The sequence below is a fragment of the Streptomyces sp. NPDC023541 genome, assembly GCF_055559995.1.
Genome location: NZ_JBVHJO010000004.1, coordinates 429,716 through 453,712 on the forward strand (window position 1 = coordinate 429,716; position 23,997 = coordinate 453,712).

Genomic DNA, 23,997 nt, shown 5'->3' on the forward strand with positions numbered 1-23,997 from the left:
ACGGCACCTCCTGGAGGCTCGGCGGGCCGCACCCGCCCCGCCTGGGCGGCGCGGCCCGCCGGCTGTGCGACGCGGTCGCCCCCATCCTCCGGCGCGGCCCCGCCCGGCGTGCGACCGCCCCCGCCGCGGGGCGGGTTCGCCCCGTCCGTGTCAGGGGGCCGGGCAGCCGCCCGGGCGGGCGTAGACCGCGACCCGGGCACCGCGCACCCCGGTGACCGAGCAGAGGTCGAACGAGCCCGCCAGCACCTCCCGCTTGACCGCCTCGCGCGGATACGGGTCCAGCGGCTCGCCCTCCGGGTCCAGCAGGGCGATCACGCGGGGCGACGCGAGCAGGGCCGCGCGGATCCGCTCCGGGGGCAGCTCGGTGCCCTGGAGGGTGTGCGAGGCCGCCGGGGAGGCGGCCAGGGCGGGGTCGCGCAGGCCCGCGTAGACGTCCGGCGAGGACAGCAGCCACTCGCGCCTGCGGGAGGGCATGAACACCACCGCGTCCCCCGGGCGGGCCCGCTCCCGTACCGCGGCGGCCACCGCGAGGACGTCGTCCTTGCGGCTCTCCGGAGTGCGCAGCCACGCCGACCACAGGCCGAACGGCAGGAGGAGGGCGACCGCCGCCGCCCACGGCCGCCATCCGCGGGCGGCGGCCGCTCGTGCACCGGCCAGCAGGGCGGTCCCGGCCAGGGCGTAGAGCACGTACCGGTCGACGTACCAGGGGTTGAGCAGTGAGATCGCCATCAGCAGTCCGGGCGGCAGCAGGACCAGGGGCAGCGCCACCCGTACGAGGTCCTTCGGGGCGCCCCGCGCGAGCAGCAGGGAGGCGGCGGCGACGACCGCGTAGGCGGCCCAGTCCTGCCAGCTCGGCCTGCCCAGCCAGCCGAGCTGCTGGTGCGCCTGACGCACGCTCACCACGGCGAGCGGCAGCAGCAGGACGACGACGGTCGCGGCGCTCCGCCGCCAGCCGCGGGAGCGCCGGGCGGTGAAGGCGTGGGCGAGCAGCGCGAGCGCGGCGAACTCGTGCAGCCAGCAGCCGATCAGCAGCACCGCGGTGTAGGCCGCCCACCGCTCGCGCAGCATCAGGTACGTCGCCCACACCACGGCGGCCGCGACCAGCGCGTACGAGCGGCCCTCCTGCGCGTACATCTGGACGGGGGGCAGCACGGCGTACACGCAGCCGGCGACGACCGCCGCCCGATCCCCCGCGAGCCGGTGCGCGACGGCGGCCACGCCCGCGGCGGCGAGGGCGGTGGCGGCGACGGAGGGCAGCCGCAGTGCCCACAGGCCGCCGTCCCAGGCCTGGAACACGCCGTGCATGATCACGTAGTAGAGGCCGTGCACGGCGTCGACCTGGCCGAGGAGGTTCCGCATCCCGCCGAGCGACCGGTGCGCCACCTGCCAGGTGACGGACTCGTCGCGCCACATGCCGCCGCCCCGCTCCAGGCCCCAGAGGCCGAGGACCGCGGCGAGCAGCGGCGGGAGCAGGCGCCATGGCGCGATGCGGCGGATGGCGGCCTCCTGAAGCTGTCGGATCGGGGGTGCGGACTCCATACTCGGGGGTGGACCCGAGTGGCTGCGGAGGTGGGTGTGCGCGCGTTCCGGGCGGTGGTTTCGGTACTTCTGGGTGCGGTGGTCCTGGCGGGGTGCGGACCGTCCGGTTCCGGTGGCAGCGACGACGCGCCGCCGAGGGGCTCCGCGGAACCGGCCGCGAGTACGGGTACGGGCGCCGGCCCCGCTGCGAGCCCGGCCCCCAGCACCGGCCCCGGCACCGGCACCAGCACCGGCCCGAGCGCGGTTCCCGCCCCCGCCGACACCCTGGTCCGGGTCACCCGCAGCGGGGGCTTCGCCGGCGAGACCCACACCCTGGTCGTGAAGGGCGACGGCTCGTGGTCCCGGCTGGACGGGAAGGCGCAGCCGGAGGGCACCGGGAAACTGTCGGAGCAGGAGCTGACGGCCCTGCGCACGGCGCTCCGGGAGGCCGACTTCGCCCGTCTGCCCAGGATCGCGACGGGCGGTCCCAAGATCTACGACGGGTTCTTCTACACCTTCGCGCACGGCGGGTACGAGGTCGCCGGTGAGCAGGGGTCCCTGCCGCCGGCCCTGGAGCGGGTCGCGGACGCGCTGCCGCCGTTCACGGCACGCTGAGCTCCGGGCCCAGCCGGGCGAGCCCCGCCGGTCCGGCACCTCCGGCTCCGACGCCCGCCTGACCGGCGAGCTCGTACGCGGCGCCTGCACACGCGGAGATCGCCGAACGGGCGGCGGCGCTGATCGCCGACTACGGCGCCTCGGACACGGCACTGCTCGACGTGGCCTCCGGCCGGGCCGCAGGCGGGGGCCGGCTGCCCTTCGGGCTGCCCGCTCCACGGCCGCCGTCGCCGCCTCCCGGCCGGATGTGCCGAACGACACTCACGAGCCGGTCTTCCCGCACGGCCGCGGACCGGCCTTGTAGGTCCCCTCCAACAAGGATCCGACGAGGTCACAGCCGGTGGGGCAGCTGACCGTCCCACCCGCCGGGTGCCGGTCCCGCGGGGGGTCCGACACCCGGTACATCCCATTCCATTTACTCAGGTCCAGCGCATATGCCGTGTCCGAACCCCACGTAGCCGCAGGCCGGAGCCTCCTCTACGCTGCACCCCATTCAGCGGGATCTTCAGGGGCGGACATGGAACAGACACACACCACCCACACCGGCGCCGCGGCAACACCCGGCGCCCAGCGGCGTGTGCTCGTCGTCGAGGACGACCGCACCATCGCCGAGGCCATCGCGGCCCGGCTGCGCGCCGAGGGCTTCCAGGTACAGACGGCCACCGACGGTCCTGCGGCCGTCGCCGCGGCGGAGAGCTGGCTGCCCGAGCTGCTGGTCCTCGACGTCATGCTGCCCGGCTTCGACGGGCTGGAGGTCTGCCGCCGGGTCCAGGCGCAGCGCCCGGTGCCGGTGCTGATGCTCACCGCCCGGGACGACGAGACGGACATGCTGGTCGGACTGGGCGTCGGCGCCGACGACTACATGACCAAGCCGTTCTCCATGCGCGAGCTGGCCGCACGGGTCCACGTACTGCTGCGGCGGGTCGAGCGGGCGACGATCGCCGCGCACACCCCGCGCGGCGCCACCCTGCGCCTGGGCGACCTGGAGATCGACCACGCGCAGCGCCGGGTCCGGGTGCAGACCGAGGACGTCCACCTGACCCCCACCGAATTCGACCTGCTGGTGTGCCTGGCCGGGACCCCGCGGGCGGTGCTCTCCCGGGAGCAGCTCCTGGCGGAGGTCTGGGACTGGGCCGACGCGTCCGGGACCCGTACGGTCGACAGCCACATCAAGGCCCTGCGGCGCAAGATCGGCGCCGAGCGGATCCGTACGGTCCACGGCGTCGGGTACGCCCTGGAGACCCCGGCCCAGCCGTGAACGGCCGGGCGGAGGGGCAGCGCCAGCGACAGCGGCCCACCGGAGGGCTGCGGCCCTTCTCGCCGTTCTCGATCAAGACCAAGCTCGGCACGCTCGTGGTGGTCTCGGTCTTCATCACCACCGGCCTGCTGCTGGTGGCCCTGCGCACCGACACCGAGCTGCGGTTCATCACCGTCTTCTCGGTGATCGCCTCGATGCTGATCACCCAGTTCGTGGCGCACAGCCTGACGGCCCCGCTGGACGACATGACCACGGTGGCCCGGGCGATATCCCACGGCGACTACACGCGTCGGGTGCGGGGCGCCGGACGCCGCGACGAGCTGGGCGACCTGGCCTCCACGATCAACCTCATGGCGGACGACCTGGAGGCCGTGGACCAGCACCGCAAGGAGCTCGTCGCCAACGTCTCGCACGAGCTGCGCACCCCGATCGCCGCACTGCGGGCGGTGCTGGAGAACGTCGTCGACGGCGTCTCGGCCGCCGACCCGGAGACCATGCGCACCATGCTCAAGCAGACCGAGCGCCTCGGCCGGCTCGTGGAGACCCTGCTGGACCTGTCCCGGGTGGACAACGGCGTGGTGCCGCTGAAGGCCCGCCGCTTCGAGGTGTGGCCGTACCTGTCCGGGGTGCTGAAGGAGTCGGGGCTGGCCGCCGCCGGCCGGCCCGGGCTGCTCTCCGGCTCCGGCGGGCACACCCGCAACGACGTGCACCTGCACCTGGACGTGTTCCCGCCGGAGCTGTGCGCCTACGCGGACGCCGAACGCCTGCACCAGGTGGTGGCCAATCTGATCGACAACGCGGTCAAGCACAGCCCCCCGCACGGCCGGGTCACGGTCCGGGCCCGGGCGGGCGAGGCGCCGGGCGGGCTGGTGCTGGAGGTCCGCGACGAGGGCCCCGGCATCCCGGAGGCCGAGCGGCACCGGGTCTTCGAGCGGTTCAACCGGGGCAGCGCCCGTGGCGGCGACGGAGGCACCGGACTGGGCCTGGCGATCGCCCGCTGGGCCGTGGAGCTGCACGGCGGCAGGATCGGGGTGGCCGAATCGTCACGCGGCTGCCGGATCCACGTCACCCTTCCGGGCAGCTCATAGGTGCCGCGTTGACGTAGGGTTCGACTGGGAAGGACATGATCTCGGCCACACGTAGCCGGGGTCCGTCAGGGGTGCGAAGCCAAGGGGGCCGCAACCTGGGTGCCCCCTACCCGAACCAGGCTGGTTTCCCGCCATTCCACGTCATGAAACCCGCCGTTCGATGTGACCTACACGACGTAAGTCCCGCCCGGCCTGCATGCAGCGGCCCAGGAGGCGTAGCCTTTATTCCCGCTGTCCATACCTTGTGAAGCGGAAGAGGGCGGTTGCCGCCGTGTCGCCACAGTCCCCCAGTAACTCGAGCACCACGACCGAAGCAGCAGAGGGCGGGAAGAACCCTGCCTCAGGCTTCGGCGCGAATGAGTGGCTCGTCGACGAGATCTATCAGCAGTACCTCCAGGACCCGCAATCGGTCGACCGGGCCTGGTGGGACTTCTTCGCCGACTACAAGCCGGGGGGCGCCGCCGCTCCGGTGACGTCGGCCGGTTCCGAGAAGTCCACGCCGACGGACGGCGCCTCCGCACAGGCCGCCACCGCCGTCGCCCGGACCCCGCAGGTCGCCGACGCCGCCACGGGGGCGGCGGACGCCGCGCCCGCGCCCACCGCGACGCCGACTCCTCCGCCTGTGTCAGCTCCTGCCCCTGCTCCTGCCATCCCCTCTGGTGCCCCTGCTGTGACTGTCACCTCCCAGGCCCCGGCCGCCGCACCGGCCGCGCCCGCCCCCGCCTCCGTAGCCCCGCAAAAGGCCGCGCCCACCGCTGGGGCCCCCGCGGGCCCCGAGCTGGTGACGCTCCGCGGCCCGGCGGCTGCCGTCGCGAAGAACATGAACGCCTCCCTCGACGTCCCGACGGCCACGTCCGTCCGCGCCGTCCCGGTGAAGCTGCTGTTCGACAACCGCATCGTCATCAACAACCACCTCAAGCGGGCCCGGGGTGGGAAGATCTCCTTCACGCACCTCATCGGCTACGCGATGGTGCAGGCCATCAAGGCCATGCCGTCGATGAACTACTCCTTCGCGGAGAAGGACGGCAAGCCGACCCTGGTCAAGCCCGACCACGTGAACTTCGGCCTCGCCATCGACCTGGTGAAGCCCAACGGCGACCGCCAGCTCGTCGTCGCCGGCATCAAGAAGGCCGAGACCCTCAACTTCTTCGAGTTCTGGCAGGCCTACGAGGACATCGTCCGCCGCGCCCGCGTCGGCAAGCTGACGATGGACGACTTCACCGGCGTGACGTGCTCCCTCACCAACCCCGGCGGCCTGGGCACCGTCCACTCCGTGCCCCGCCTGATGCCCGGACAGTCGGTCATCATGGGCGTCGGCTCCATGGACTACCCCGCCGAGTTCCAGGGCACCTCGCAGGACACCCTGAACAAGCTGGGCATCTCCAAGGTCATGACCCTGACCTCGACCTACGACCACCGGGTCATCCAGGGCGCCGCCTCCGGCGAGTTCCTCCGCATCGTCGCGAACCTGCTCCTCGGGGAGAACGACTTCTACGACTCCGTCTTCGAGTCGCTGCGCATCCCGTACGAGCCGGTCCGCTGGAACCGCGACATCGACGCCAGCCACGACGACGACGTCACGAAGGCCGCCCGCGTCTTCGAGCTGATCCACTCCTACCGGGTGCGCGGCCACGTCATGGCCGACACCGACCCGCTGGAGTACAAGCAGCGCAAGCACCCCGACCTCGACATCACCGAGCACGGCCTCACCCTGTGGGACTTGGAGCGCGAGTTCGCCGTCGGCGGCTTCTCCGGCAAGTCCATGATGAAGCTGCGCGACATCCTCGGCGTGCTGCGCGACTCGTACTGCCGCACCACCGGCGTCGAGTTCATGCACATCCAGGACCCGAAGCAGCGCCGCTGGATCCAGGACCGCATCGAGCGCCCGCACACCAAGCCGGAGCGCGAGGAGCAGCTGCGCATCCTGCGCCGCCTGAACGCCGCCGAGGCCTTCGAGACCTTCCTGCAGACGAAGTACGTCGGCCAGAAGCGCTTCTCCCTGGAGGGCGGCGAGTCCGTCATCCCGCTGCTCGACGCCGTCATCGACTCGGCCGCCGAGGCCCGCCTCGAAGAGGTCGTCATCGGCATGGCCCACCGCGGCCGCCTGAACGTCCTCGCGAACATCGTCGGCAAGTCGTACGCGCAGATCTTCCGCGAGTTCGAGGGCAACCTCGACCCGAAGTCCATGCACGGCTCCGGCGACGTCAAGTACCACCTGGGCGCCGAGGGCACCTTCACCGGCCTCGACGGTGAGCAGATCAAGGTCTCGCTCGTCGCGAACCCCTCCCACCTGGAGGCGGTCGACCCGGTCCTGGAGGGTGTCGCCCGCGCCAAGCAGGACGTCATCAACAAGGGCGGCACGGACTTCACGGTCCTCCCGCTCGCGCTCCACGGCGACGCGGCCTTCGCCGGCCAGGGCGTCGTCGCCGAGACGCTGAACATGTCGCAGCTGCGCGGCTACCGCACCGGCGGCACCGTGCACGTGGTCATCAACAACCAGGTCGGCTTCACCGCCGCCCCGGAGTCCTCGCGTTCCTCGATGTACGCGACCGACGTGGCCCGCATGATCGAGGCGCCGATCTTCCACGTGAACGGCGACGACCCCGAGGCCGTCGTCCGCGTTGCCCGTCTGGCCTTCGAGTTCCGCCAGGCGTTCAACAAGGACGTGGTCATCGACCTCATCTGCTACCGCCGCCGCGGCCACAACGAGTCCGACAACCCGGCCTTCACGCAGCCGCTGATGTACGACCTGATCGACAAGAAGCGCTCGGTGCGCAAGCTGTACACCGAGTCCCTCATCGGTCGCGGTGACATCACGCTGGAAGAGGCCGAGCAGGCGCTCCAGGACTTCCAGGGCCAGCTGGAGAAGGTCTTCGCGGAGGTCCGCGAGGCCGCCACGCAGCCCGCGGTCTCCGCGCCGGCCGCCCCGGGCACGTCCGCCGTCTTCCCGGTCGCCGTGAACACCGCGATCTCCCAGGACGTCGTCAAGCGGATCGCCGAGTCCCAGGTCACCATCCCCGAGGGCGTCACCGTCCACCCGCGTCTGCTGCCCCAGCTGCAGCGCCGCGCGGCGATGATCGACGAGGGCACCATCGACTGGGGCATGGGCGAGACCCTGGCCTTCGGTTCGCTGCTGATGGAGGGCACCCCGGTCCGGCTGTCCGGCCAGGACTCCCGCCGCGGCACCTTCGGCCAGCGCCACGCGGTCCTCATCGACCGGGAGACCGGCGAGGACTACACGCCGCTGCTCTACCTCTCCGACGACCAGGCCCGCTACAACGTCTACGACTCGCTGCTCTCCGAGTACGCGGCCATGGGCTTCGAGTACGGCTACTCGCTGGCCCGCCCGGACGCGCTGGTGCTCTGGGAGGCCCAGTTCGGTGACTTCGTCAACGGCGCGCAGACCGTCGTCGACGAGTTCATCTCCTCGGCCGAGCAGAAGTGGGGCCAGACCTCCGGCGTCACGCTGCTCCTCCCGCACGGCTACGAGGGCCAGGGCCCGGACCACTCGTCCGCGCGTCCCGAGCGCTTCCTCCAGATGTGCGCGCAGGACAACATGACGGTCGCGATGCCGACCCTGCCGTCGAACTACTTCCACCTGCTGCGCTGGCAGGTCCACAACCCGCACCACAAGCCGCTCATCGTCTTCACCCCGAAGTCGATGCTGCGCCTGAAGGCTGCGGCGTCGAAGGCGGAGGAGTTCACGACCGGTTCGTTCCGTCCGGTCATCGGCGACAGCACGGTGGACCCCAGCGCGGTCCGCAAGGTCGTCTTCTGCGCCGGCAAGGTCTACTACGACCTGGAGGCCGAGCGCGAGAAGCGCGGCATCACGGACACCGCGATCATCCGCATCGAGCGCCTGTACCCGCTCCCGGGTGCGGAGCTCCAGGCCGAGATCGCCAAGTTCCCGAACGCGGCGAAGTACATCTGGGCCCAGGAGGAGCCGGCGAACCAGGGTGCGTGGCCGTTCATCGCGCTGAACCTGATCGACCACCTCGACCTGGCGGTCGGTGCGGACGTCCCGGCGGGCGAGCGCCTGCGGCGCATCTCGCGCCCGCACGGCTCGTCCCCGGCGGTGGGCTCCGCGAAGCGCCACCAGGCGGAGCAGCAGCTCCTCCTGAACGAGGTCTTCGAGGCGTAACCCCGCAGCACCCGGAAGGCCCGGCCCCCAAGGGGGCCGGGCCTTCCGGCTTCCCCCGGCACCCGGGGCCTTCACCCCGCGGCCCCGGCCTGCCGGCCGGTGGCTGCCCACCCCCGGGGCGCGGCGGGGTCGGAGCGCGGCTGGGCCGATGGCGGCGAGCCAGGAAGTACGGCGCGGTACCGGGACGGTGTCCGTGCGGGGCGGCATCAGAGCTGTCTTGGGGGTTTCCCGCCAGTCCCATCGTCTCTCCGGTTCGCGCCGGCCCCTCAAGGGCGCTCCCTGCGGTCGCGTCGCTACGCGATGGCCTCCGGCCACCCTTGACCGACCGTCCCGCCCCGGACATACGAGGACAGCCGGGAACCCCCCAAAGGAACGGGCCGGGCCTTCAAAAGAGAGACGGCCACATCAGCGATGCGCGGGGCGGTCGGGGCAGCGCCCCAAATCGCCACGCGCTCCTGCCGAAAGGCGTCTGCCGGCCTCTTGGGCTGGACATAGGCCGCCCTCGATCGCTACGCGCTTCTCCCTGACCGCGTCCGCCCCTCGTTCGGGGCTGGGAGGAGCACGGAAAAGGATTCGTCCGCATGCGGCGGCTTCTCTACGCTGAGTCGCAGCGGGAGTGCGCGCATTTCCGCAGGTTGCGGCGCCGTGGCAGAGCGGCCCATTGCGATCGACGTGGCGGAGGTCCCTTCCACGGCGACTGACGGAGACGGGGCGGACCTGCTCCCATCTGTCCACGGGTTCGAATCCCGTCGGCACCACAACCAACCTGAACTTGGCCAGGAGCTCTGGTGAATATCCGTCACGCGCTCGTCCGGCGGCGGGCCTTCACTGCTGCCGTGTACTGCTCGCGCGTCAGATCCTCGGCCCCGATGCCGTGCCGTCGTCTCGCGCCCCACTCCCGAGGGGGCGGGTGGGCAGCCGCCGGCCCGGGGTGGTGGGCCGCTGGGGTGAAGGCGCTGCCCGCGTGCGGCCCCTACCTCCCCGTCCTACGGCTGCGGTTCGAAGTCCCAGTAGGGGCGGGCACGTTGTTTCGCCGACACCGTGTGGACGTGCTGCGGGCCCAGGGTGCGGGTCAGGCCCTTGATGCCGGCCTCCTCGTGTTTGCCCGCCTCCGTGTCCTCCCGTACGGACCGCAGGTCCGCCGCCAGGGCGATCTGGGCGCTCAGCGTCATCGGGTGGTCGGGGCCCAGGACGCGCTCGGCCGTGCGCAGCGTCTCGCGGCTCAGGTCCAGAGCGTCCTCCAGCCGCCCGGTGATGTTGCGGTGGCCGGTGGCGTTGAGGGCGCAGCCCAGCGTCCAGGGGTGGCGGGCGCCGAGCGCGCCCCGCATGCCGACGAGGGCCTGTTCGCCGAGGGACAGGCCCTCGGCGCGTTCGCCTTGGGCGCGCAGGACCAGGCCGAGGTTGCCGACGGTTCCGATGCTGTACGGGTGGGCGAGGCCGAGCTGCGACTGGTAGCCGCGGACGACGTCCTCGGAGATGCGGCGTGCCTCGCCGATGTCCCCGTACTCCCTGAGGTACGTGGCGTAGTCGGAGGCGACCATCAGCGTCCAGGGGTAGTCCACGCCGAAGACGCGCGTCGCCCGCTCCCAGACGGTCCGCAGCCGCAGGCCCGCGCCGGGGATGTCGCCGGAGCGGCGCAGGCACAGGCCGAGGTTGTGTTCGGCGCGCAGGGTCTGCGGGTGGCCGAGTCCCAGGACCTGGGTGTTGAGCTTGACGCCCTGCTCCTGCCGGGTCTGGGCCTCGCGGTAGCGGCCCATGAGGCGCAGTCCCATGGCGCAGGCGATGCCGGAGGCGAGGGTGGAGATGTGCAGGGGCATCAGGACGCGTTCGCGGCGGCGCAGGGTGTCGAGGTCGAGGTCGTATGCGTCCTGGTAGCGGCCGAGCAGCCGGTAGGTGGCGGCGAGGTTGTTCTGGGCGTCGAGGGTGATGGAGTCGTCCTCGCCGAGGAGCTCGCGGTAGGTGGCCAGGCAGTGCTCGAAGATCTCGCGGGCCGGTTCGAACTTGGCGATGCACAGCAGGACGCCGCCGTAGGCGCTGGTGGCGCGCAGGCTCTCCAGGTCCTGGTCGCCGCGTTCGCCGGTGAGCCGGTCGGCGACGGCCCTGGTGAGGATCTCGGCCCGGCGGAACAGGCCGAGGTTTCGCAGCGAGTTGCCGTACTGGTAGCTCAGCTCGCGGACCTTGGGGTGGTCCTCGCCGAGCCGGGCCCGCCAGATCTGGTCGGTCTCCTCGCAGAGGCGCAGGCAGGTGCGGTACTCCCCGGCGAGGATCAGGTAGCGCAGGCAGTGCAGCAGGAAGTTCTGGATGCGCGGGTTGCTGCTGGTGATCACCCCGGAGGGGGTGAGGTGGGGGACGAGTTCGGCGTAGCGGGGCCAGAGCCGGGAGTCGGAGGGCCGGCCGGGGTCGGCGGCGGCGAGGACCTGGCGGACGGCCCGGGCGAGGGGTTCGGCCTCGTCCTCGGAGAGGTTCTCGCGGACGATGCCGTGCACCATGCGGTGCAGTTGTACGGTCTCCAGCCCGCCACCGCCCTCCTCCACGGGGAGGTCGGAGTACTCCAGCCGCACGACGGAGAACTGGACGAGCTTGTTGAGGGCGGCGTTCCAGCGGATCTGGTCGTTGATGAGTCCGGCGAGCTGTTCGGGCACGTCGTCGGCGGGGAACTCGCGCAGCAGGCGCAGCGGCACCGGGCCGGGGGCGAAGAAGACGAAGAGCCGCAGCAGGGCGAGGGCGTCGGGGAAGTTCTCCCGGACGTTGTTGAGGAGTATGGCGAGGGCCGTGGGGAAGGGCAGCGGGTAGTCCTCGGAGAGGGTGACGGCCTCGCGGGAGTCCATCCGGCGCTGGAGCAGAGCGAGGTAGTCGCCGACGGGCAGCGGTGAGTCGGCGAGCCAGCCGGCGGTCTGGTCGAGGGCGAGGGGGTAGTCCTCCAGGGCCTCGGCGAGCTGGTCGGCCTCGTCGGCGGTGAGGCGCAGGGCGCGGCGGCGGATGAAGGTGATCGATTCGGGGCGGGCGTAGAGGGGGACCTCGACGAGGCTGGTGTGCCGGGCGGCCCATTCGCGGTTGCGGGAGGTGATGATGACGTCGCCGGCGCCGCCGGCGGGCAGCAGGTCGATGAGGTCGTCGGGGTTGTCGCAGCCGTCGAAGACCATCAGCCAGCGGCCGTACGGGGCTCCGCGGCGCAGCGCTTCGAGGACGGCCCGGATCTGCTCGCCGTAGCTGCCGGCGCCGCGGGGGAGGCCGAGGGCCGGGGCCAGGTCGGCGAGGCGCTCGCGGAGGGTGGGCCGGTCTTCGGCGGGGACCCACCACACGACGTCGTACTCGGAGGCGAAGCGGTAGGCGTACTCGGTGGCGACCTGCGTCTTGCCGACGCCGGAGAGGCCGAGGAGGGTGACGGTGGACGCGCCGGGCGGGGCTTCGGCGAGGGCTTGGCGCAGGGTGCCGATGACGTCGTTGCGGCCGGTGAAGCGGGGGTTGCGGCGCGGGACGCGGCCCCAGATCTCGGGCGGGTCGTTGGGGAAGCGGGGGCCGCGGCGGCCGGTTTCGGTGCCGATGCGCTCGGTGGGGAGTTCCAGGCGGCGCAGTACCCGGTATTCGGCCTCGTACGCGTCGAGGCCCCACAGGTCGGTCTTCTCCAGGACGGCGACGGCACTGGGCAGGGGTGCGTCGGTGAGGCAGACGGCGGCGAACCGGTCCGGGTGGTCGTCGGTGACGGCGCGAAGGGCTGTGTTCCACTCCTCGTCGGTGTGGGTGCCGGCCGAGAAGTAGCGTTCGCTGAGGACGAGGAGGACGCGGCTGCCGGATCGGGCGAGGTCGTCGAGGGCCTGGGTGAGGCCGGGGCTGTTCTGCGGGTCCCAGCGCTGGAGGGTGACGCGGTGGCCGTGTTCTTCCAGGCGGTGGGCGATCCACACGGCCCAGGGGCGGTTGAAGCCGGCGAAGCTGATGACGAAGCGCTGCGGCCGCTGGGGCTGGGGCTGGGACGGCTGCGGTGACTGTTGGGGCTGGGACGGCTGCAGTGGCTGCTGGGGCTGTTGCGCCGATTCGCGGTCCTGCCGGCTACCGGTGGTCATGCGGCCGTCTCCCTGGGCTGCGGGCAGTGGACGGGACTGAAAAGGTACCGCAGCGGACGGTCCGTCAGACCTGCGCGAACGGGGCGAGTTGGGGGTGTGCCTCGCACCAGGCGCGGCGCTCGCGGTCGACGGCTCGGCGGGCCGCGGCGTGCTGGTCGCCGGGGGGCGGGAGGTCGTCCATGGCCCGTTCTGCGGCGGCCATCGCGTCGGTGAACTCCCGGCCGACGGAGGTCAGTCGGTCGTGTGCGCGCAGGGCGGGCAGGACGGCGGCGACCTGTGCGCGGATCCGGGCGTGCTGGGCCCAGGCGCCGCGGGCGCCGTAGAGGGCGGCCCGCTGCCAGTAGCCGGCGAGGGCCAGGTGGGCGTAGGTGCCGTGCAGGAGCCCCTCCAGCGGGCGGGGATCCCTGCGCCAGGGGGCCCAGTGGCGGGGCGTTGCGTCGGCGGTGTGCAGGGTCAGGACGTCGGCGAGGGCGGTGAGTTTGCCGTGCTGGACCTCGTGGACGAGGGTCGCGGCGAGGGCGGGCGGGGCCTGCGCGCGGGCCAGTACGGAGCCGGCGGCCGCGGGGAGGGTGGCGCCGTTGGAGCGGGAGCCTCCGGCGAGCGGTACGAGGGAGCGCAGCAGTTGTACGGTCTCCTCCGCGCGGACGGTGTCATAGCGCTGGAGCAGGGTGAGGGCCCCGGACCACTGGGTGTCCCACCGCTTGTGGCCCTTGGGGGTGAGGCGGCGGGCAGGGCGCAGGGGGGCGGGCTGTGCGGGGCCGGGGGCCCGGTAGGGGTCGAGGTCGTCGAGGGCGGTGCGGCCTCCGGGCAGTGCGTGCAGGGGCAGTGTGGCGGGGTCGTCGGGGTCCCAGGAGCGTTCGGTGAGGACGACCGGGCCGGGGCGGTCGGGGCGCAGCAGGCCGAGGGTGGGCAGGGCGAGGCGGCCGTGCACCGGCCGCAGGGTGTGGGTGAAGGGGATCCCGGAGCGCAGGGCGGCGGCCGCGGCGAGCGCGCCGAGGTGGGCGAGGTCCGGCGGCGGGCCGAAGGGGGCGTGCAGCCGGCGCAGGGTCTCCTCGGCCCACACGCCGGTGGCCGGGTAGTGCAGTACGTCCCGTACGGCGGCCGGGTCGTGGCGTTCGGCTTCCTCCAGCAGGGCCCAGTGGTCGGCGGTCCGGCCGGACCGGCCGCAGGGGGCGGCGTCGAGGACGGCGCGGAGCAGGACCAGGCGCTTGGAGCGGCGCACGTCGCGGACCAGGCGGGTGCCTTCGGGGGAGGGCTCGGTGGAGGCGAGGGCGCGCAGCGTGTGGGAGGACACGGTGAAGGCGGCGAGGGCGGCGGTCATGAGGCGGCCGCCGGGGGGTGGGCGGCCGTGGGGTGGGCGGCGCCGGCGCGGCGGCGGCCGGCGGCCGTGGCCGCGGCGTGCTGGACGGCGGTGGCGATGTGCCGGATCAGGACTTGGAGGTCGGCGCAGTAGACGGACGGCTGCCGGAAGCCCTCGCCGGCGCGGTAGCGGTGCGGGTAGTGGCCGCCGCCGCACACCTCGACCAGTTCGCAGGCGCGGCAGTCGGCGGCGAGCGCGTCGCGTCCGAGCTGGCGGGCGGCGAAGCCGGGGTGGTCGAGGAGCTGGTCGAAGCTGTGGGTGTCGAGGGCCATGCCGGTGGCGGCGGCCCCCTCGTACGCGGATTTCAGTGAATCGGCCTGTTCGATGGAGCCGTCGGTCTCGATGACGGCGGTGGCGGCGGGCGCGAGCCCGAGGGTCTCGGTGGTGGCGGGCAGGCCGAGCAGCAGGGCGATGATCTCCTCGAAGAGCCGGATGCGGGTGCGTCGTTCCCCGTCGTGCCACCAGCGCTCGAAGACGGCGAGGAGCCAGTCGGCGTACGGGGTCCCCGGCGCGCCGGGCCGCCGGCCGGGGCCGCGGGGCGGCGGGGCGCTCCAGTTGGCGAGCGGGAGCAGCAGCCCGACGGTGGGCGGGGCGAAGGCGAGCAGGGACTCGTACGTCTCCACGGGGTCGTGGTCGAGGTCGACGACGCAGAGCACCCCTGCGTAGCTGTCCGGGTGGCGTGCCAGCAGGTGCAGGCCGCGGGCGGCGGCGCCGAAGCCGGGGTGTCCGGCGTGGTCGACGCGGCGGGTGTTGTGCGCGGCCAGCCCGCCGTCGAGGCTGACGCCGACGCGGATCCCGGCGGCGGCCAGGGCGGTGAGGCGGCCGCGGGTGATCAGGGTGCCGTTGGTCTGGACGGTGGCGGTGATCCGGGTGCGGGGGGCGGTCGCGGCGAGGGCGGCCCGTACGGCTTCGACGGGTGCGGCGAGTGCGGCGGGGGCGGTGAGGAGGGGTTCGCCGCCGTGCAGGACCAGGTCGACGCGGGGCAGGTCGTGGGCGGCGGCGTGTTCGGCGATCCGCTGGGCGGCGCGGGCGGCGGTGGCGGGGGTCATGGCGACGGGCTGGTCGCGCCAGCCCTGGTCGGCCATCTCGTAGACGTAGCAGTAGGTGCAGGCGAGGTTGCAGCGGCTGCGGGTTTTGAGCACGAACTGCCGGATGGGATGGGGCGCATGGCCTGCGGCCCGCGCGGCGGCGACGTCGAGCCGGGTGTACGGCCAGGGGGCGTTGCGGGCGTGCCGGGCCGCGTGCGCGTGCCCCGCGGGGTGTCGCGCGGCCCCCTCCGGCCGGCCCGGTCCCGGGCCCTGGGCGGAGCCCGGCTGCCGGTCGGGGGCCGGGCCGTGAGCGGAGTCCGTGTGCGGCATGCGGCCGGATCGCCGGTCGGGGTCCGGCCCGGGGCCGGCGGGCGCGGGCAGCGGGGAGCCGCTCGTGATCGCTCGCCGCATCGCCGCACCCCTCCCCGCCCCACCGCCGGGGCGCCCCGGCGGACGGTCCATCCCTGCCCTTCCGCCGGTCCCGGCTAACGGCGGAAAGTGGTCAACCCGCCCACGCGGGGGCGCCCTTGCGCTTCCCTCAGCGGGGCGGGCAGGTTCGAGTCGTCCTGCGGGCCGGTTCGCGGGTCGGGATACGGGCGCGGTGGGGGCGGGTCCGCGGGGCCCTTCCTGCGGCGGGGCGGGCGGGTTCGGATCGTCCTGCGGACCGGCCCCCTCACCGGGATCCGGGCACGGTGCGGGCCGGTCCGCGGGGCCGGGCAGGGGTGTCTCCTCGGCTCGGCGCGTGCGGGGCGTCTCGGCTGTACCCGGTGGTTGCGCGCTCGTCCTGCGGGGACACCCCTCCCCGTCCCCGCTCCCCACGCGTCGGGCCCCGCTCCGGGAACCGCCCAGTCGGCCCGGGCGTTTTCGGGGCACTGTCGCAGCCCTGCCGTGGGGCGGGGACACGGCGGAGTGTCCCCGCAGGACGAGGCGCGACCACCGGGTACCACCGCGACATGCCCGCGGGCGCCGAGCCGAGGAGACACTCCGGCGGGGCACCGCCCCACACCACCAGCCCCGCCGGCGATTGAGGCGCGGCGCCCGGGGCAGCGCCCCAGCACCACCCACCCGCCGCAACCGAACCGCAGGGACCCCGGCCGCGCGGCCCGTCAGGCGGCGCTGGAGTCAAAGGCGTTGAGGATCTCCGCCGGGTGGGTGACGCGTTCGACCAGGCCCTCGATCACCTGGGCCAGTACCGGGTGGTCGATCCCGCGAAGAGCGGCCAGGTCGAGGCCCGAGAGGTCCGGGAGCCGGCCGGGGCATCCCGGGGCGGTGGCCGGTGCCGTGTCCCGACGTTTCGTCACCATGTGCCGCCGCTCCCCCTGTCGCGTCGCATCCACTGCCTTTTCCCTCCGGCCGGTCGGCGGAAACAGCGGCCGGTCCTTCACTGCCCCGCCTCCAGGGCCCGTACCCGCGCGCGGAGCCCCTCGGAGCGGCCGTCGGGGTCGGTGCCGATCCGCTTCCAGAGCTGCAGTGCCGCGCGGTACTCCTCCAGGGCGGCCCTGGGCCGGGCGAGCCGTTCCAGCACCTCGCCCCGGGACTGCTGCACGCGCGCGGCCAGCCGGAGGGCGGTGTCCTCGCGGCCCGCCCGGCCGTCGTGCTCCTCGCGGCCCTCGTGGTCGTCTCGGCCCTCGCGGTCGGCCTCCAGGGCGGCCCGCCAGGCCAGCCGGTAGGACTCGGCCGCCCGGTCGAGGCGGTCCGCGGCCCGCGTGTGGCCGTGGATCTCCTGCTGCACGTCGCCGTGGTCCCGCCAGGCGCGCGCCCGTTCCAGCGGGCCGCGGCTGTTGCGGACGGCCAGTTCCAGCAGGTACTCCGCCTCCCGCAGGTCCACCGCGTCGTTCTCGTAGCCGTGCCGCAGCCGCAACCCGGTCGCCAGCCGCATCAGCCGGTGCGCGGCTCCCGGGTCGGACTGCGGGACGGCTGCCCGGCTCTCGCGCAGGACGCGCACGGCCGCCCCGGTGAACCGGCGTCCACCGGCGCTCCGGGCCCGGTCCAGGAGTACGTCGCCCCACTCGGGGAGGAGTTCCCCGAAGGCCTCCCCGTCGCGGGGTACGAGCCGCCGGGCGCGGGCGTACGCCTCGGCCGCGTCCTCCAGCGCCGCCGGGTCGGCGTCCCGCGCGTACCGCTCGCGGTGCACGCGGGCCAGGCACAGCAGGGCGGCCACCCGCAGCTCCGGTTCCCCGCCCGTCTCCTCCAAGGCGGCGGCCAGTTGGGCGGCGGCGTCCTCCAGCCGCGCGGGCAGGTACCTCAGCGCGTCGGCCAGTTCCACGCGCACCTGCGCGGTGCCCGTCGGGGTGGCGGCCAGGACCGCCGTGAGGCGGGCCGCTGCGTGTTCGGCCAGGGCGGCGCGCTCGGCCGGGTCGGGCGTGCGGGGCAGGAGCGCCAGCAGGACCCGGCCGAGGGCGAGTTGCAGCTCGGGAAACGGCCCGGTGGAAGCCACCGGGCCCGCCTCCTGGTCCGCGCCGGGGGCCCCGCCGGGACCGCCCGGAACCGGACCCGCCAGGGGTTCGAGGGCGGCGCGCGCCTCGCGCAGCGCGCCCGGGTCCTCACGCAGCCCGCTGAGCCGGATCAGGGTCTCGGCCCGCCGCACCGCGCAGTCCCGCCGCAGTTCCGGTTCGGCCGTGGCGGCCGCGGCGGCCGCCGCGAACTCGCGGTCCGCCGCCGCGAGCAGTTCGGGGTCCGGACCGGCGGCCAGCGCCCGCTCGTACAGCACCCGCCCGCGTACCGCCCATGCCGCGGCCGTCCGCAGCCCGGTCAGGGCCCGCTCCGCCTCGGCGAGGAGTTCCGGGTCCCGCTCGGCCGCCCACAGCCGCAGCAGTGCTCCCGCCAGTTCCGTCTCGGCCTCCTCCGGCGGGTCCGCGGGCCCGGCCGGGGCCCGCACGGCCCGCCGCAGGACCGCCACGGCCTCGTGCAGGGCCCGTGCTCCAGCGCCGCCGTCGGCGTCCGCGTCGGCGAGCCGGTCGCGGGCGGCGCGCACCGCCCCGGACCGTGCGATCAGGGGTGCCGCCCGGGGTTCGCGTACCGGCTGCCCGTCCGGTGGCATCCCGGGCAGGTAGCGCCGTACGACTTTGGCCGAAACCTGCGCGAAGGCCTGTGGGAGCCGCCCCTCCGGATCGGGTTCCTCGTCGTCAGCCCCGGGGCCCTCGGTCGTCGCCGTCGGCGGTACGCCGGTCAGCTGGGCGACCGCGAGCGCGGGGAAGTTGCGTACGCCCGACCCGAAGTGCGCCCGTACGTACTCCGAGCAGTGTTTGAGCACCAGCGCCGCCTCGTCCCGCCCCAGCGGCCCCAACAGCACGTCCTGTACCCCGGGGACGAACTCGTACCAGTGCCCCGGCCCCGGTCCGCTGCGTCTCAGCAGCCCGCTGAGCAGCACCTCCGCCAGGTCCGAGGGTTCGGAGTCGGGCAGCATGGTGCGCTGCACCAGACGCATCACGGGCAGGGTCAGCGGAGCCGCCGACAGGTACACCGCCAGCTGTACGGCGCGGGGCGCGGCCGAGGAGCGGAACCGCGCGACGAGTTCCCGCGGTGGCCGGACGGCGGCCGGCGCCGGGAGGGGGGCCGCCGGGTGGTCGGCCAGTACGCGGCCCACCTCGGCGGCGACCGGCCCGGTGCCGAGGCCGGCGACGAGCCGGGCCCACGCCCCCAGGGCGGTCGGGCTCGGCGGCAGGACCGGCACGGCGAGCCCGCCCGTGGGCCGCCCGGGCAGCGCCGGACGGTCCGGCCGGAACCGCAGCTTGTGCCCGGCGCCCTCCAGGCGGGCGAGGGTGCCGCGCTCGGTCGGGAGCCAGCTGCGGCCCCACAGCCGCTGCGGCAGGGGCTGGACCACCATGCACGGCGTGCACTCGACCCAGCGGTGCAGCAGCCGCTGCGCCGCCCCCTCGCGCCACAGCGGCCCGGCGCAGTCGGAGACCATCATGGTCAGGGCGCGGCCGGTCGGGTCCCGCAGCTGGTCCCCGGAGCGCAGCCCGGCGCCCGGTACGGGGCCGCGTCCGAGCGCCGCCGTGCCGTCCGGGCGGCGGTGCAGGTAGTGGACCTGGACGTCCCGGAAGGCCCCCAACCGCTCACAGACGGACCGCAGTTCTTCGAACATGTCCTGCCAGACGGCCATCGAGGGCGAGGCGTCCATGACGAGCCGTACGGTCGCCTCGCGCCGGCCCTCCGGCCGGAGCACCGGGATGAGCAGCCCGAGGGCGCGGGCGCTGGCGTCGGCGGTGGCGCCTTCGTCGATGACCAGCCGGGTGGGCGGGGCCGGCGGGCGGTGCCGCTGGAGGGCGCGCAGGGCCCGCTGGACGTCGAGGATGCGGGGCAGGGCGGCGGCGCCGGGCACGCGTACGGGTACTCCGTACTCCTCGGGCGACTCGTCCGGCGTCCCGCCCTCGGCGTCGCCCGTGTGGTGTGCCCCGGGGGCGTAGAGCCGTACCGGGTCCTCTGTCTCCGTGTCCGTCCGTACGGATTCCACGGGTTCCGCGGCCGGATCTTCGGGGTCCGCTTCGGTGCCGGCTCCCCGGGCGACCGGCAGGGCCGGTCCGGGTCCGCGGATGTGCCCGGCGAGCCACAGGGCGTCGGCGAGCTCCTCGGCGGACGGGTCGAGCCCGGCGGCGCGCAGCAGCGCGGCCAGTTCCCGCACTCCGGGCGCGGCGGGTGGCGCGGGCGGCGGCGTCGGCGGCGGGGTGGAGCACGGCGGCACGGCGGGTTGGGGGGCGGGTTGTGGCGCGGCCGGGTCGGGCACGGCGGGTTCGGGCACGGCCGGTCACCTCGGGCGGTCGAGGCGCTGGATGAGCAGGTCCGCGAGGTCCTCCCGGGTCGCCGGGGAGGCGTAGTGGGTGAGGTAGACGGCGTTGAGGAGCTGATCGGCGGCCACCAGCTCGGACTGGGAGCGGCCCAGGAACGCGCGGATCAGGTCACCGCCGAGCCGGGCCGCCTCCTCGCCGAGGTGGGCACGGACCATGGTGGCGAGCCGCTTCTCGCCGGGCTGCCCGAGCTTGAGCTGGATACAGCGGCGCAGCAGGGCGGCGGGGAAGTCGCGTTCCCCGTTGCTGGTCAGGATGATGAAGGGGAAGGATCGGCAGCGGATCCGGCCGCCCCGTACGGTCACCTTCGTCCCGTCGTCGGTGAGCACCTCGACCTCGGGCTCGGTGTCGGTGACCCGCTCCAGCTCGGGGAGGGCGAACTCCCCTTCCTCCAGGACGTTCAGGAGGTCGTTGGGGAGGTCGATGTCGCTCTTGTCGAGCTCGTCGATCAGGAGCACGCGGGGCCGTGCGGTGGGCAGCAGGGCGGTGCCGAGGGGCCCGAGCCGGATGTACTTCCCGATGCCCGGGACGGTGGGGGTCGTTCCACCCGGCGCCGGAGCCCCCGCCGTCGCCGCGCCGCCGGCCGCGAGCTGCACGTCCTGGAGCCGGGCGAGGGCGTCGTAGCGGTAGAGCCCGTCCTGCAGCACGGTCCGCGACACCACCGGCCAGCGCAGCACCCGCCCCAGCTTCAGCTCGTGGGCGACGGAGTGCGCGAGGGTGGACTTTCCCGTTCCGGGGAAGCCGGTCACCAGCAGCGGCCGCCGCAGGTACAGCGCCGCGTTGATGGCCTCCAGTTCCTCGGTTTCCGGCCGGTGCAGTTCGGCGGCCTGCCGGTGGGCCCCGAGCCGCCGGGCGACATTGCCCTCGACGGCCACGGCCGCACGGCCCGGGTCCACGACCGGCCCGCCGTCGAAGTCCCGCCAGGGCGGCGGGTCGGGCAGGGCGTCGATCCCGTCGTGGGGCTCGCCGGCCCCGCGGTAGATGAGCCACTCGTCGTTCATGGTGCGTGTCCCTCCCTCGAATCCGCCGGGCCCGGCGCCGTCACAGGTCGCCGTGGAGGGGCTCGACGTCCGGCAGCGGCCGCGCCGGGTCCTCCCACACCAGTCCCGCCCCGGCCGCCCAGTACGCGTCGGGGTCCGCCCCGTACGCCCGGCCCCGCAACGTCTGCAGCCGCACCGGCAGCACCTCCGCCCGTCCCGCGTCGGCCAGTTCCTCCCGCAGCCCGCGGTGGAACGGCGCGCACGACACCCGGGGGTCGGGCGGCGGCCTGCGGGTCACGGCCACCCCGTAGCCGGCGTCCCGTACCGCGTGCAGCGACCCCAGCGTGGGCTCCTGGTCGGCCGCCCGGCAGTGCACGGGGACGGTGGTGTCCGGCAGGCCCGACAGCCACTCGGCGGAGGGTGCGCGCGGGCGGCCCCCCGCGCAGTCGGCCCGTTCGTCCTGCAGCGGCCCCGCCTGTACGCGGGCCCACCGGGCGGCGGCCCGGCCGGTTTCGTGGTCCGCCGGGTGCGCCTGCGGACCTCCGGGGATGTCCGGACCGCCCGGGTCGACGCCCGGGGCGGGGGCGGTGCTGCGGCCTCCGGGGTGGCGCAGCACCACCGGCCGCTGTACGCCCAGCGGTACTCCGCCGGCCACCACCCAGTCCTCCACCGCCAGCCCGAACAGCTCGGGGGCCACGGCCACTTCGAGCAGGGCCGCCGCGACGTGGGTGTCGCACCGCCGGAACGCCTCGGCGAGCGGGGCCCGTAACCGCTCCGGCAGACCCGCCACGGTGGCCCGTACGCCCGAGTCCACGGGGGTCAGCCGCCCGGGGTGGGCCGGGCCGGCCAGCACGGAGACCCGCCAGTCGTAGAGGTGTTCCCAGCCGTGCGCCCACACCTCCAGCAGGACCGAGGTCCCGGGCGGCAGTCCGCCGGCCCGCCGGGCCGGGCCGCCCGCCGCCCGCCCGGCCGAGGCCCGGCGGCGGCGCTCCCGTTCCGCGAGGCCCCGCTCGTGGCGCTCGCCGAGTTCCCGGCGCAGGGGCCGCCACAGCCGCTCGGCGGTGGCCCGTACCCAGTCCCACAGTTCCTCGTCGGCGCCCGGCGTCGGGGGCTCGCGGTACTCGGCGACGCTGACGTCGGTGGCGTAGCGGAGCATGGCCGCGGCCTCGCCGGTCCCGCCCGGCGGGTCGTGCAGCAGGCCCAGCCCGTCGCGCCAGCTCAGCGGGGCCGGCGGCTGCGGGTCCGGCTCCTCGCCGCGGACCGCCTCGACCAGGGCCCGTACGGCCTCGGACGAGCTCGGCGGGGGCAGTTCGGCCAGGAGTCCGCACAGGGTGGTGCGTTCGCCGGGGGTGAGCCGGCCGCGGCCGCCGTACGGGTCGCGCTCCTGCGGCGGGAGTTCGCCGTGCACGTCGGTCCAGGTCCGGCGGTTGTCGAGGTCGCTGAGGTGCTGGTCGTAGTGGTACAGGTCGTGGGCCTGCATGATCCGGCGGTAGAGCCCGACCTGGCCCCGCGCGGCCATCGGCAGGGTGCGCAGCTGCACGACGGAGACGGCGAGCCCGCCGCCTCCCGTGTGCCGCCGGGCCTTGACGACGCCGACGACCTCCCCGCGGGCCAGGTCCACGACGGGCCCGCCGGACATGCCGGGGTCGATCTCGTCTTCGTCGGCGAGACGGATCGCGGCGCCGTTCCCGGCGGTGCCGCGCAGCCGGGTGGTGCGGCCGGTGATCTCGGGAGTGCCGAGGTCCTCGGTGCAGCCGAAGTAGGCGGCCTCGTCGAAGCGCGGCCTGGAGCGGTCGGTGAGCCAGACGCAGGTGTGCGAGACGGGGGCCAGGACCCTGATCAGTGCCAGGTCGGGCAGGTCCCACAGGGCGTGCCGGCCGGGCCGCCGTTCCTCCAGGCGCTCGGGCAGTACGCACTCCACGCGCCCGGTGACGGTCCCGGTGACGGCTCCCTGCGCGTCGGGGGCGCCCTGGCGGGGTCTGCCGGAGTGGAAGGTGATGCCGACCTCGCGACCAGTCAGACGCACGGCGGCACCCCCTTCGCCGACCACGTGCGCGCACGTCAGGACCCAGCCGGGGGCGATGAAGAAACCGCTCCCCCAGGTGGGACCGGTCCGATGGCTGCCGGGGGTGTCATACCCGCCCGGCGGGGCGTGGACGCGTACCGTCGCGGCCTGGACGAGGGGTTCGAGGAGCTCGAAGGCGCGCGCCGTCCCGGTCGTGCGCCCGTCGGTCATCCGCGCCCCCCGCCCGCTGGTGAGACGACCAGGCTAGCGTCGGCGGCGCCGGCGACGGGAGGTCTCGCGGGCGCCGCGGATTATCCTGGCGGGAAACATTCCCTGCACATCCACATCACGGCACGGAGCCCGACTTGTACTTCACCGATCGCGGCATCGAGGAGCTGGAGAAGCGGCGCGGCGAGGAGGAGGTCACCTTCGAGTGGCTCGCCGAGCAGCTGCGCACCTTCGTCGACCTGAACCCGGACTTCGAGGTCCCGGTGGAACGCCTGGCCACCTGGCTGGCCCGGCTGGACGACGAGGACGACGAGGACGAGTAGTCGGGGCGGTCCGGTATCAGGGCCGGGCCGCAGGGCGGGCGCGGCTCCATCGGGCGACGGCCCTCCTCAGGTGAGTCGAGTGGGTCTCGCTCCGGAGCCTGCCCTCGAACCCCTCGCTCGCAGCCGAGGTGCGGGCGGCCATGGCCCGGCCCACTGCCGTCCGCGCGTCGGGTTCCAGGTCGAGCAGCCCCGGCAGGAAGCGTCCGGCGAACTCGTCGCGCGCACGGCCGCGGCGAGGGCCCGGTCGGCGAGTGTCGACCCGTCCCGGGGGAGAGCGGCCCGTGCTCCGCATACCCGCGCCGGCTCGCCCGGTGACCGCCGGGCCGCCGGCCCTTCGATGAGGGCGGTCTGGTTTTTGGCCGAATCGGCGGCACCCGGATGGGCACCGACTGCCAGGACGTCGGGGACGGGCCGCATCCGGGCCGCGTCGGAGACGAGCTGCCCGGATGCCGCGGCCGGCAGCCAGTCGATGAGCACGAGTACGAGTACGCCAGAGGGGCGCGTCCGCGATCGCGGACGGGGCCCTCAGCGCAATGCGGGGTGGCTCGTGCGGCCTTTGTGTCCCAGAAGATGGGGTGGATATAGGCGCTGTGGTGGAGGGGGTT

At 74.5% G+C, this 23,997-nt stretch carries 13 protein-coding genes and 1 tRNA gene; 6 read left to right on the plus strand and 8 right to left on the minus strand.

Annotated features, from left to right (window positions below):
• Positions 1-150 precede the first annotated feature (150 nt).
• The gene (locus tag ACZ3X1_RS12475; protein ID WP_467279121.1) at positions 151-1,539 is read right to left on the minus strand and encodes a glycosyltransferase family 39 protein; all 1,389 of its coding nucleotides are present in this window, start codon (positions 1,537-1,539) and stop codon (positions 151-153) included.
• An 18-nt stretch (positions 1,540-1,557) separates the two neighbouring features.
• Between ACZ3X1_RS12475 and ACZ3X1_RS12480 the strand changes: the two genes are divergently transcribed.
• The 5 genes from ACZ3X1_RS12480 (at position 1,558) to ACZ3X1_RS12500 (ending at position 9,378) form a co-directional block, all read left to right on the plus strand.
• Positions 1,558-2,133 carry a hypothetical protein gene (locus ACZ3X1_RS12480; RefSeq protein ID WP_467279123.1) on the plus strand — a complete coding sequence of 192 codons (576 nt, stop codon included), beginning with the start codon at positions 1,558-1,560 and terminating at the stop codon, positions 2,131-2,133.
• A gap of 517 nt (positions 2,134-2,650) precedes the next feature.
• The gene (locus ACZ3X1_RS12485; RefSeq protein ID WP_030028984.1) at positions 2,651-3,391 is read left to right on the plus strand and encodes a response regulator transcription factor; all 741 of its coding nucleotides are present in this window, start codon (positions 2,651-2,653) and stop codon (positions 3,389-3,391) included.
• Positions 3,392-3,438: 47 nt separating this feature from the next.
• Positions 3,439-4,479, plus strand: a complete 1,041-nt coding sequence (locus tag ACZ3X1_RS12490) for a HAMP domain-containing sensor histidine kinase (protein WP_356815250.1) — start codon at positions 3,439-3,441, stop codon at positions 4,477-4,479.
• A gap of 271 nt (positions 4,480-4,750) precedes the next feature.
• A complete protein-coding gene (locus ACZ3X1_RS12495; protein ID WP_467279130.1) occupies positions 4,751-8,620 on the plus strand; it encodes a multifunctional oxoglutarate decarboxylase/oxoglutarate dehydrogenase thiamine pyrophosphate-binding subunit/dihydrolipoyllysine-residue succinyltransferase subunit in 3,870 nt (1,289 codons plus the stop codon).
• A 639-nt stretch (positions 8,621-9,259) separates the two neighbouring features.
• Positions 9,260-9,378 (plus strand) — tRNA-Gly (locus ACZ3X1_RS12500).
• A 228-nt stretch (positions 9,379-9,606) separates the two neighbouring features.
• Here the strand turns inward: ACZ3X1_RS12500 and fxsT are convergent.
• From fxsT to ACZ3X1_RS12535, 7 genes are all read right to left on the minus strand, one after another.
• A complete protein-coding gene (gene fxsT / locus ACZ3X1_RS12505; RefSeq protein WP_356815516.1) occupies positions 9,607-12,681 on the minus strand; it encodes an FxSxx-COOH system tetratricopeptide repeat protein in 3,075 nt (1,024 codons plus the stop codon).
• 64 nt (positions 12,682-12,745) lie between these two features.
• Positions 12,746-14,002, minus strand: a complete 1,257-nt coding sequence (locus tag ACZ3X1_RS12510) for an HEXXH motif domain-containing protein (protein WP_467279135.1) — start codon at positions 14,000-14,002, stop codon at positions 12,746-12,748.
• Positions 13,999-15,480 (minus strand): FxsB family cyclophane-forming radical SAM/SPASM peptide maturase, encoded by a 1,482-nt coding sequence (locus ACZ3X1_RS12515; RefSeq protein WP_467279137.1) that lies wholly within the window; start codon positions 15,478-15,480, stop codon positions 13,999-14,001. The genes ACZ3X1_RS12510 and ACZ3X1_RS12515 overlap by 4 nt, the downstream gene beginning before the upstream one ends.
• Before the next feature lie 695 nt (positions 15,481-16,175).
• Positions 16,176-16,373: an FxSxx-COOH cyclophane-containing RiPP peptide gene (gene fxsA / locus ACZ3X1_RS12520; RefSeq protein ID WP_030658913.1), complete on the minus strand. Its 198-nt coding sequence runs from the start codon at positions 16,371-16,373 to the stop codon at positions 16,176-16,178.
• Positions 16,374-16,450: 77 nt separating this feature from the next.
• Positions 16,451-19,810, minus strand: coding sequence for an SAV_2336 N-terminal domain-related protein (locus tag ACZ3X1_RS12525; protein ID WP_467279144.1), 3,360 nt, complete (start codon positions 19,808-19,810; stop codon positions 16,451-16,453).
• A 6-nt stretch (positions 19,811-19,816) separates the two neighbouring features.
• Positions 19,817-20,857 (minus strand): AAA family ATPase, encoded by a 1,041-nt coding sequence (locus ACZ3X1_RS12530; protein ID WP_467279147.1) that lies wholly within the window; start codon positions 20,855-20,857, stop codon positions 19,817-19,819.
• 40 nt (positions 20,858-20,897) lie between these two features.
• Positions 20,898-23,072 carry a VMAP-C domain-containing protein gene (locus ACZ3X1_RS12535; RefSeq protein WP_467279149.1) on the minus strand — a complete coding sequence of 725 codons (2,175 nt, stop codon included), beginning with the start codon at positions 23,070-23,072 and terminating at the stop codon, positions 20,898-20,900.
• Between the two features lie 134 nt (positions 23,073-23,206).
• On the opposite strand from ACZ3X1_RS12535, the gene ACZ3X1_RS12540 reads away from it, so the two are divergent.
• Positions 23,207-23,392 carry a DUF6104 family protein gene (locus ACZ3X1_RS12540; protein WP_010061466.1) on the plus strand — a complete coding sequence of 62 codons (186 nt, stop codon included), beginning with the start codon at positions 23,207-23,209 and terminating at the stop codon, positions 23,390-23,392.
• The last annotated feature ends 605 nt before the right edge of the window (positions 23,393-23,997 follow it).